General features: G+C 72.6%; 9 protein-coding genes. 7 read left to right on the top strand and 2 right to left on the bottom strand.

The genetic code is table 11. The features are described from left to right. Window positions 1-407: 407 nt before the first annotated feature. Entirely contained in the window at window positions 408-1,472 is a 1,065-nt protein-coding gene (locus tag A6Q79_RS04545) for an EAL domain-containing protein (protein WP_317696652.1), read from the top strand. Here the strand turns inward: A6Q79_RS04545 and A6Q79_RS04540 are convergent. Then, window positions 1,385-2,239 carry an NAD(P)-dependent oxidoreductase gene (locus A6Q79_RS04540; protein WP_286690943.1) on the bottom strand — a complete coding sequence of 285 codons (855 nt, stop codon included), beginning with the start codon at window positions 2,237-2,239 and terminating at the stop codon, window positions 1,385-1,387. The two genes, A6Q79_RS04545 and A6Q79_RS04540, sit on opposite strands and share 88 nt — an antisense overlap. A gap of 219 nt (window positions 2,240-2,458) precedes the next feature. On the opposite strand from A6Q79_RS04540, the gene A6Q79_RS04535 reads away from it, so the two are divergent. Beyond that, the gene (locus tag A6Q79_RS04535) at window positions 2,459-3,241 is read left to right on the top strand and encodes an enoyl-CoA hydratase-related protein (protein WP_286690944.1); all 783 of its coding nucleotides are present in this window, start codon (window positions 2,459-2,461) and stop codon (window positions 3,239-3,241) included. After that, a complete protein-coding gene (locus A6Q79_RS04530) occupies window positions 3,238-3,903 on the top strand; it encodes a nitroreductase (protein WP_286690945.1) in 666 nt (221 codons plus the stop codon). The genes A6Q79_RS04535 and A6Q79_RS04530 overlap by 4 nt, the downstream gene beginning before the upstream one ends. A 4-nt stretch (window positions 3,904-3,907) precedes the next feature. Here the strand turns inward: A6Q79_RS04530 and A6Q79_RS04525 are convergent, their stop codons facing one another. Further along, entirely contained in the window at window positions 3,908-5,353 is a 1,446-nt protein-coding gene (locus tag A6Q79_RS04525) for a hypothetical protein (protein WP_286690946.1), read from the bottom strand. Between the two features lie 149 nt (window positions 5,354-5,502). Between A6Q79_RS04525 and A6Q79_RS04520 the strand changes: the two genes are divergently transcribed. The 4 genes from A6Q79_RS04520 to A6Q79_RS04505 form a co-directional block, all read left to right on the top strand. Continuing rightward, window positions 5,503-7,074 (top strand): molybdopterin-dependent oxidoreductase, encoded by a 1,572-nt coding sequence (locus tag A6Q79_RS04520; protein ID WP_286690947.1) that lies wholly within the window; start codon window positions 5,503-5,505, stop codon window positions 7,072-7,074. A gap of 32 nt (window positions 7,075-7,106) precedes the next feature. Continuing rightward, window positions 7,107-7,766, top strand: coding sequence for a fasciclin domain-containing protein (locus tag A6Q79_RS04515; RefSeq protein WP_067860897.1), 660 nt, complete (start codon window positions 7,107-7,109; stop codon window positions 7,764-7,766). A gap of 105 nt (window positions 7,767-7,871) precedes the next feature. Continuing rightward, window positions 7,872-8,606: a methyltransferase domain-containing protein gene (locus A6Q79_RS04510; protein ID WP_286690948.1), complete on the top strand. Its 735-nt coding sequence runs from the start codon at window positions 7,872-7,874 to the stop codon at window positions 8,604-8,606. A 3-nt stretch (window positions 8,607-8,609) separates the two neighbouring features. Beyond that, window positions 8,610-9,424, top strand: an 815-nt coding sequence (locus A6Q79_RS04505; RefSeq protein ID WP_317696640.1) for an FAD-dependent oxidoreductase, incomplete at its 3' end; no start/stop codon positions are given.

Genomic DNA, 9,424 nt, shown 5'->3' with positions numbered 1-9,424 from the left:
GGCGACGTTCCCCTACGACCCCCACGAGTTCTTCAGGCTGCCCCTGCTGAGCGGCACTCTCTCTACACGGAACGGGTGCGTCGTGATCGGGACAGGGACGGAGGTCGTGGTCCCTGCCTTCGCTCAGACGCTGGTCTCGTGGGGACGGGACCACGCTCGTCCGGCGTCGGGCGGACGGGACCCGGGAGGCCGAGCGTCTCGGGGACGAGATCGAGGTGGGCGGCGTCGTCAGGTCGCTCGCGAGCGGCGCGTCCGAGGAGTCGGTGACGCTCCCGCCGGCCTGTGCCGCCCTGCGCGGGGCGCAGTTCGTCAAGGTCGTGCCGTGAGGCGTCTGCGGCACGGCCGAAAACCTGAGACAATGCTCAGACTCGCGTCCTGCCCGGACCGGGACACCAGGGAGTGTGCTCGTGCCGTGTGCAGGATGTCGCGACGACGTCGAGTCGCTGGACTTCACGATGGCCTTCCAGCCGATCTTCGACGCCGAGCACGGGCGCGTGTGGGGACACGAGGCGCTCGTCCGCGGCCCCGGCGGTGAGTCGGCGATGTCGGTGCTCGGCCAGGTCAACGACCGCAACCGCTACCGGTTCGACCAGGACTGCCGGGTCCGGGCGATCGAGCTGGCCGCACGTCTGTTCCCGGCCGAGGACGACCTGAGGCTCTCCATCAACTTCATGCCGAACGCGGTCTACGAGCCGGTGGCCTGCCTGCGCGCGACCCTGGCCGCGGCCGCTCGTGTCGGCTTCCCGCTCGCCTCCCTCGTCTTCGAGCTCACCGAGGACGAGCGGGTCGACGAGCCTGAGCACCTCGTGGCGATCGTCGACGAGTACCGCCGCCAGGGGTTCACGATGGCCGTCGACGACTTCGGCGCCGGTCACGCCGGGCTCTCCCGCCTCGTCGACCTGCGCCCGGACCTGGTGAAGATCGACATGCACCTCGTACGCGGGATCGACACCGACGCTTCCCGCCAGGCCGTGGTCCAGGCCGTCGTCGTCATGGCATCCACGCTCGACGTCGTCGTCCTGGCCGAAGGGGTGGAGACCGAGGCCGAGTACGCGACCCTCCTGGACCTCGGCGTACCCCTCTTCCAGGGGTACTGGTTCGGTCGCCCCACGCTCGAGGCGCTCTCGCCCGTCCACCCGCGGGCGCAGCACCCCGAGCTCGACCGCACGAGCCACGAGGCCGAACCCCAGCCAGACGAGCCCCGCCACGGCGACGACGCCCGCCCCGTAGAGGACCGGCCAGGTCTGCGTCGCGATGGCGACGGCCCCCGCGACGAGGGCGACGACCAGCAGGACGGCACCGCCGACGACGGCACGCGCGATGGAGCGGCGGGGCTCAGTGCTCATGCGCCGACCGTCGCACGACCGGCGCACCAAGGCACTTCCTACAGGCGCTTGCTCGCGTCGTGCGGACCCTTCGGGTCGACCCAGAAGTCCAGCGCGAGGTCCTCCTCGCGGCCTCCGTTCAGGTAGACCGAGAAGTCGGTGACGCCCTCGGCCTCCAGCACGTCGTCGTCGATGAAGAAGTGGCCCGTGCAGTCGCGGCTGGGGCGGGTGAGGATCGCGTACGCGGCGTCGGCCATGATCGCCGGCGTCCGCGAGCTCGACTCCAGCCCCGGGCCGACGACGTTGCGCACCGCGGCGGTGTCGATGGCCGTGCGGGGCCAGAGCGAGTTGCAGGCGATGCCGTCGGCGCGCAGCTCCTCGGCCAGCCCGAGCGTCACGAGGCTCATCGCGTACTTCGCGATCGCGTAGGCCGTGAACGTGCCGAACCAGCGGGGGTCGGTGCTGATGGGCGGGCTGAGGGTGAGGACGTGCGGGTTGGCCGACGCGCGCAGGTGCGGGATGCACAGCTTCGAGAGCAGGAAGGTCCCACGGGCGTTGATCTGCGTCATGAGGTCGTACTTCTTCATCGAGATGTCCTCGGTGCGGGACAGGTCGATCGCGCTGGCGTTGTTCACGACGACGTCGATGCCACCGAACGTCTCCACGGCTCGGGCGACCGCGTCCTCCACGAACGCGTCGTCGCGGACGTCGCCGACGAGCGGCAGGGCGCGACCGCCCGCCGCCTCGATGGCCGCGGCCGCCGTGTGGATCGTGCCGGGCAGCCGCGGGTGCGGCTCGGAGGTCTTTGCGAGCAGCACGACGTTGGCGCCGTCGCGAGCCGCGCGGACGGCGATCGCCTCGCCGATGCCGCGGCTCCCGCCGGACATGATCATCGTGGTTCCGGCCAGGGTCATGGGTGCCTCCGAGGTGGTCCGCTGTCATCGGTAGCCTGCTGGCGGGATCAGGAACAGTCAAGGCTGATGGTTTCTCTGGAGGCGACGTGGATCGACCCGCGTGGTTCGACGACGCACTCGCCTGCGCGCCGGAGTCCCCGTCCGTCGAGGTCGACGGCGCCACGTGATGCCCGACCGATCCCTCGTCCTCGCCGCCGTCGTGCAGGCGATCATCGGAGAATGGAGACGACCGTGACCGACCCCGAGTCGAGCCCCGACACCGCGTCCGAGCTGCTGCTCCACGACGCCGAGGGCGTCCTCACGATCACCATCAACCGGCCGCAGGTCATGAACGCCGTCGACGGCGCCATGCTCGCGCGGGCCGCCGAGGCCGTGGAGACCACCGACGCCCGCGTCGTCGTGGTCACCGGCGCCGGCGCCGCGTTCAGCGCGGGCGCCGACCTGCGTCGCCTCGAGCGCGGCGGCACGCACGAGAACGGCAACCGGCTCGTCCGGGCGATCGTGGCCACCGAGCGTCCGGTCGTCGCGGCCGTCAACGGGCCCGCCGCCGGCATCGCGATGTCGGTGGCGCTCGCTGCCGACGTCACCGTCGCGCACGAGTCGGCGTACTTCCTCCAGGCGTTCGTCAACATCGGCCTGATGCCCGACGGCGGCGCCACCGAGCTGCTGGCGGCGTCGGTGGGTCGGGCCCGGGCGGCTCGGCTGTCGCTGCTCGGCGAACGTCTCCCCGCGGCGCGGGCGGCGGAGATGGGACTCATCGACCGGTGCTGCGGCGACGACTACGCCGACCAGGTGGCCGGGCTCGTCGCGAAGCTGGCCGGCGGGCCGACGCGTGCCTACGCCGCCACCAAGCAGGCCATGAACGCCACCACGCTGCGCAGCCTCGACGAGACGCTCGAGCGTGAGCTGCGCCTGCAGCGCGAGCTGGCCGACACCGCCGACTCGCAGGAGGGCATCCAGGCCTTCCTCGACAAGCGGCCCGCCCGCTTCGAGGGCCGATGAGCGCGCCGATCGACGTCCTGGAGGGTCTGCTCGCGGACCGCTGGAGCTGTCGCGGCTACACCGACGAGCAGGTCGACACCGCCACCATCGAGAGGCTGCTCGCCGCCGCGCAGCGCACGCCGTCGTGGTGCAACACGCAGCCGTGGCACGTGGTCGTCACGGCCGGCGGCGAGACCGAGCGGCTCAAGCAGGCGATGGCCGACGACGAGCGGTTCGGTCCCGACCTGGAGTTCCCGCCCTCCTACGAGGGCGTGTACGCGGAGCGTCGCCGTGAGTCGGGCTGGCAGCTCTACGAGGCGGTCGGCGTCGTGAAGGGTGACCGGGCGGGCTCGGCCGCCCAGACGATGCGCAACTTCGAGTTCTTCGGCGCACCGCACGTCGCGATCGTGACGACCGCGAAGTCGCTCGGTGTGTACGGCGCGGTCGACTGCGGGCTCTACGTGCAGTCGTTCCTGCTCGCCGCGCAGGCGCTCGGCCTCGGCGCGTGCGCGCAGGCGGCGCTCGCCATGCGATCGGAGCTGTTGCGGGAGTGGTTCGAGCTCGACGACGACCGCCAGGTGGTCTGCGGCATCTCCTTCGGCCACCCCGACCCCGACCACCCCACCGCCTCCTACCGCACCACCCGCGCCCCCCTCGACCAGGCCGCCGACCTCCGCCTCTGACGACTCAGCTGCGGAGGGCGCCGACGCCGAGCACGGCGGCGAGGCCGAGGGCTGACCGGGGGTGGTAGGCGGCGGTCCAGAGCCCGCCGTGCGCAGCTCCGCGCGCCTCGTCCCTCCACGGCTCGGTCTCCGGCTGCAGGCCGGCCCGCAGGTCGTGCACGAGCAGCGCCGCCATGAGCGTGTTCGACGTCGCCGGGTCGAAGATCTCGACGCCGAAGCGGTGCGCGCCCGCGTACGCGGCGGCCAGCGCCTTGTTCTTCACCACCGACCGCGTGCGGGTGGCGGGCGCGACGTTGAGCGACACCGTGGTGCCTGCGGCTCGGGCGTCGGTGGCGCGCCACCGCTGGACGCGCTTGGCCAGGGCGTAGTTCGGGCCCTGCTGAGGCACGAGCGCGTCGCAGAGGCCCGGGTCGGCGCCCGGCGGGTAGTTGCGCTGCAGCAGCCGGCCGCCGCTCACCACCCGCGTCGCGTGCCGGGCCACCCGCCCCACCCGACCCTTGCGGTACGCCTCCTGCGACCGGGCCACCTCCTCGGCGGGCACGGCGAACACGTCGGTCGGGGTGGCGAGGAACGCCAGCGCCGTCCGCGGGTGCTCCGCGACCAGGTGCGCGGCCAGCGCGTCGGCCGCCATCGACACGCGCACGTGCATGGCGCCGTCGGCGTAGCAGTAGTTGCCGAGCACGAGTCGCGACGCCCCGGCGAACGACCCCAGCCAGTGCGCGACGGCCGGCAGCTCGCGGACGAGGTCGGCGCCGACGTCGCAGCCGCCGTCGCCGCGCCCGCTCGTGACGATCCGCGTGGGCACGTGCACCCGACCCGCACCGTCGGTGGCCACCCGGGCGATGCGCTCCTGCACGTCGGCGCGGGGCAGGTCGAGCGCGACGACCTCGGCACCCCAGCGCTGCAGCGCGCGGTACGGACCCATCTCCGCCCCCGCGCCGAGCACCGCCACGACGTCGCCCTCGAGCCGCAGCCAGTCGGGGTTCTCGTGCACACGCCGCACGGCCTCGGCGCACGAGGCCGTCACCACGCCTCGCTCGACCCACGCGTCGAGCTGGCGCAGCAGGGCGTCGCCCCGGAGCCGCTCGCCGCGGTAGGGCAGCGTCAGCTCCGTCTCCGGCTCGGCGCCTCCCTCGAGGGTCGTCGTGTGCAGCACCTGGTCGAGCGGAGCGCCCGCGACGGCGACGTCGAGGTCGACGTCGCCGAACCGCATAGCCGCGTGCGCGCTGCGCAGCCCGGCGGAGGCGATGGCCTGCGCGGCCGCCGCGTCGCCGATCCCCGCCTCGACGGCTCGCCGGAAGTGCTCGAGGTACTGCCGACGCCAGGCGGTCTCCCGCTCGACCGCGCGCGAGCCGACCGGGTCGGCCGCCCGCAGGGCGTCGGCCAGCACCTCCCGGGCGGTCGCCGACGTGCTCTCGGAACGGAACGCGACTCCCTCGTGCGTGCTCATGGGACCACCCTAGGAACCCTGCAAGGGCAGGGCAGAACGGGCATCGAAGGTAACTGGGAGTGACGTACCAGGTTGCTCATCCGCGGACCCCCTGAACAATTTTTTCCGTGAGCACCCATCCAGACGGCGACGGGCCCCGAATCAGGGGCATGAGCGAGACGACCACCGCAGCACCTGCCACCCGGGCCACCGCCCCGTGGTGGACCGGCGCGCTGTCGGGTCTGCTCGCCGCGGTCGCGGGCGTCGCCCTCGGATCGGGTGTCGCGACGCTGCTCGGCGTGCCCACCCCGATCGAGTCGGTCGGCAACCGGGTGATCGACCTCGTCCCGAGGCCGCTCAAGGAGTTCGCCATCGAGCAGTTCGGGACGAACGACAAGCCCGTGCTCATCGGCAGCGTCGCCGCGACCCTCCTGGTCGCCGCGGCCGTCGCCGGTTGGTTGGGCCTGCGACGGCCGCGGCTCGCCCTCGGCATCACCGCCCTGCTGGGCCTGGCCGCCCTCGTGACCGCCGCACTCGACCGCACGTCGACCGCGAACGTCGTCGTCACCGTCATCCCCTCGCTCGTCACGCTGGCCGTGAGCCTGCTGCTGCTGGTCCGTCTGCTCAAGGCCCTCGAGCTGTCCCGCAAGGTCGGCGACGAGACCCCCGCCGGCTTCGACCGCCGCGCGTTCCTGCAGGCCGTGCTCATCGCCAGCGCCGCCATGGCCATCGGTGGCGGCGTCACCCGCTTCCTCGGCTCGTCCGCGGCGAAGGACTCGCGTGCCGACGTGATGCTGCCCCAGCCCGCGACCCCGGCCCCGGCAGTCCCGGCGGGCGCGCAGGCCGACGTGAAGGGCATCAGCCCCTACATCACGCCCAACCGCGATTTCTACCGCATCGACACCGCCCTGCGCGTCCCGCAGGTCCCGGCGGACACCTTCAACCTTCGCATCCACGGCATGGTCGAGAAGGAGCTCAACCTCTCCTTCGAGGACCTGCTCAAGGAGCGTCTCGTCGAGAGCCGCATCACCCTGACCTGCGTCTCGAACGAGGTCGGCGGGCCCTACGTCGGCAACGCCGCCTGGCTCGGCGTCCCCGTGGCCGAGCTGCTCGCCCGGGCCGGCGTGAAGGACGGTGCCGACGCGGTCAAGACCACCAGCGCCGACGACATGACCATCGGCACGCCCCTGGAGGCGCTCACCGACACCGAGCGCGGTGCGCTCATCGCCGTCGGGATGAACGGTGAGCCGCTCCCGCTGGAGCACGGCTTCCCGGTGCGCATGGTCGTCCCCGGCCTCTACGGCTACGTCTCCGCCACCAAGTGGCTGGTCGACATCGAGGTCACGAAGTTCTCGGACTTCAAGGCCTACTGGACGACGCGCGGCTACGACGCCGAGGCGCCCATCAAGCTCTCCTCCCGCATCGACGTCCCCAAGGCGTTCGAGGCCCTCCCGCGCGACAACGTCCGCATCGGCGGCGTCGCCTGGGCCCAGTCCGTCGGCATCGAGCGCGTCGAGGTGAAGATCGACGACGGTGACTGGCAGGACGTCGACCTCGCCGCCCAGGACAACGTCAACACGTGGCGTCAGTGGTCCTGGACCTGGGAGGACGCCACCGAGGGCACCCACCAGGTGACCGTGCGGGCGACCGACGCCGACGGCACCACACAGACCTCCGACCGTGTGCCCATCGCACCGGACGGGTCGACCGGCTGGCACAACGTCAGATTCCGTGTCGAGTAGCAGGACGAAACACCCAACCAAGGAGAAGAAACATGCGCACGACCACCAAGAGCAAGAGCCTCGCGATCGCAGCCGTGGCCTCGCTGTCCCTGTTCACCGCGGCCTGCGGCTCGTCCAGCGACGACAGCGCCTCGTCCGACAGCGAGTCCTCCTCGACCCCGTCCTCGGAGGCCGCGTCCGACGCCGGTTCCGACCTCGTCGGCCCGGGCTGCGCCGACTACGCCAAGGCCGTCCCGGACGGCGCCGGCTCGGTCGAGGGCATGGCCCAGGACCCGGTCGCCACGGCCGCCAGCAACAACCCGCTGCTGAAGACGCTCGTCCAGGCCGTCTCGGGCAAGCTCAACCCCGACGTGAACCTCGTCGACACCCTCAACGGTGGCGAGTTCACGGTGTTCGCGCCGGTCGACGACGCGTTCGCCAAGCTGCCCGCCGACACGGTGAAGACGCTCGGTACCCCCGAGGGCGCCAAGACCCTCGAGTCGGTCCTGACCTACCACGTCATCCCCGGCCAGATCGCGCCCGACGAGATCGACGGCACGCACAAGACGGTCAACGGCGCCGACCTCGAGGTCACCGGCTCCGGCGACGACATCAAGGTGAACGGCAACGCCGCCGTCATCTGCGGTGGCGTCAAGACCGCCAACGCCACGGTGTACCTGATCGACTCGGTGCTCATGCCGCCGGCCAGCTGATCACGGCATCCCTCCGGTCACGGGGCCCGGCTCTCCTCGGGGGAGTCGGGCCCCGTCCCGTTGCCAGGCCCGGCGGCCCGGCTGGTTCGCCCGTAGGCTGCTGACGTGCCGACACCTGGGACCCGGCTCGCGGACGAGTTCGACCGCGCAGCCCCACGCTACGACCTGCTCACCGCCCTGAACCCGGGCTACCACGGCGCCCTGCGGGACGCGGCGCGCCAGCTCGTGGCCCGGCTGCCCCGCCGCGAGACGTGGCCGACCCTGTGGGACCTGGGCTGCGGCTCCGGGCTCTCCACGCAGGCCCTCGTCGAGGCTGCCGGCCGCGAGGCGCGCATCGTCGGGCTCGACGCCTCCGCCGGCATGCTCGCCGAGGCGCAGGAGAAGACCTGGCCCGACGGCGTCAGCTTCGTCCAGGCCCTCGCGCAGGACCTGCCCGACGTCGCGCGCCTGCACCTCGACGGCCCCGCCGACGGCGCGTTCGGCGCCTACCTGCTGCGCAACGTGCCGGTCGACCAGCGTGACGCGACGGTCGCGGCGATCGCCGACCAGGTCCGTCCGGGCGGCTGGATCGCGCTGCAGGACTACCACGTGAAGGGCTCCCCGGCGGCGCAGGCGGTGTGGAGCGCGGTCTGCTGGGGCGTGGTCACGCCGCTGTCCGTCGCGGTGCGCGGCAACCCCTCCATCTACCGCTACCTCTGGCGCAGCGTGCTCGAGAACGACTCCACCGCCGAGCTGCAGGCCAGGCTCGAGCGGGCCGGGCTGACCGACGTCACGTGGTCGACCGCCGGCGGGTGGCAGCACGGCATCCTGCACACCGTCCTCGCGCGCAAGCCCCTCTGACGCATGGTCCGACGCATCCCGCCGGGGCGTGACCGCCACGCCGTCCTGCACGCCGCCGCGCCGGGGACCGCCAAGCTGCAGGAGCCGCGACACGTCGTCGTGGTCGGTGGCGGCATCGCCGGCCTCGGAGCCGCGGTCGTGCTGGCCGAACGCGGGGTGCGGGTGACGCTGCTGGAGGCCTGCGAGCAGCTCGGCGGGCGCGTGCGGTCGTGGCCCGTCGGCGACGCCGAGGCGGGTGGAGCCGGGCGCACGATGAGCCGCGGCTTCCACGCGTTCTTCCGGCAGTACTACACGCTGCGCTCGCTGCTGCGCCGCGTCGACCCGACGCTCGCGCACCTCGTGCCGGTGCCCGACTACCCGTTGCGTCGCGGCGACGGCCTCACCGACTCCTTCGCCGCCCTGCCGACCACACCACCGTTCAACCTGCTCGCGTTCGTGCTGCGCAGCCCGACGTTCCCGGTCTCGGCGCTGCCGTCGGTGCACGTGCCGAGCGCGCTCGAGCTCGTCGCCACCGACTACCCGGCCAGCCACGAGCGCTACGACGGCGAGTCGGCGCAGGCCTTCCTCGACCGGTTGAACTTCCCCGAGGGTGCCCGCCACCTCGCGCTCGAGGTGTTCGCGCGGTCGTTCTTCGCGCACCCGAGCGAGTTCGGCGCCGGCGAGCTGGTGGGCATGTTCCACGCCTACTTCACGGGCAGCTCCGAGGGGCTGATGTTCGACGTCCCCGACGACGACTACGACACCGTCCTGTGGGCGCCGCTCGGCCGCTACCTGGAGGGGCTCGGTGCCGACGTGCGGCTCGGGACCGCCGTGGCGGG

This window comes from Aeromicrobium sp. REDSEA-S32_B7 (assembly GCF_001626145.1).
GTDB classification, from domain to species: domain Bacteria; phylum Actinomycetota; class Actinomycetes; order Propionibacteriales; family Nocardioidaceae; genus Aeromicrobium; species Aeromicrobium erythreum.
This window is presented reverse-complemented; position numbering and strand designations above follow the sequence as displayed.